This is a genomic window from Pseudomonas sp. EL_65y_Pfl2_R96, from assembly GCF_963970905.1.
Classification (GTDB): Bacteria; Pseudomonadota; Gammaproteobacteria; order Pseudomonadales; family Pseudomonadaceae; genus Aquipseudomonas.
Genome location: NZ_CAXAQH010000485.1, coordinates 1 through 242, shown reverse-complemented (window position 1 = coordinate 242; position 242 = coordinate 1). Strand labels below are relative to the sequence as shown.

At 56.6% G+C, this 242-nt stretch carries 1 pseudogene; it reads right to left on the bottom strand.

Annotated features, from left to right (window positions below):
* Positions 1 to 242 (bottom strand): annotated as a pseudogene (locus tag AACY49_RS31695) (IS3 family transposase); the annotation flags it as partial.

Below are 242 nucleotides of genomic sequence, written 5' to 3'. Positions count from 1 at the left end.
TCTTGCTGGATTTCAGCGACCAGCTCTACATCGTTCACAGGCCTGCTTCGCCGTGTCTTGGGCGATACCGATTGCTTGATTCGAACCGTTAATTGCGAGCGCGCCACACCGAGACATTCGCTGACCAGCTTCACTGGTCGTCCCCCGGCAACAAGGGTGAGTGCGCAATCCATTTTCGCGACCGGGCGATCTCCACGGCCTCTTTGAGGATTTCCGCTTCCATCGTTTTCTTGCCCAGCATC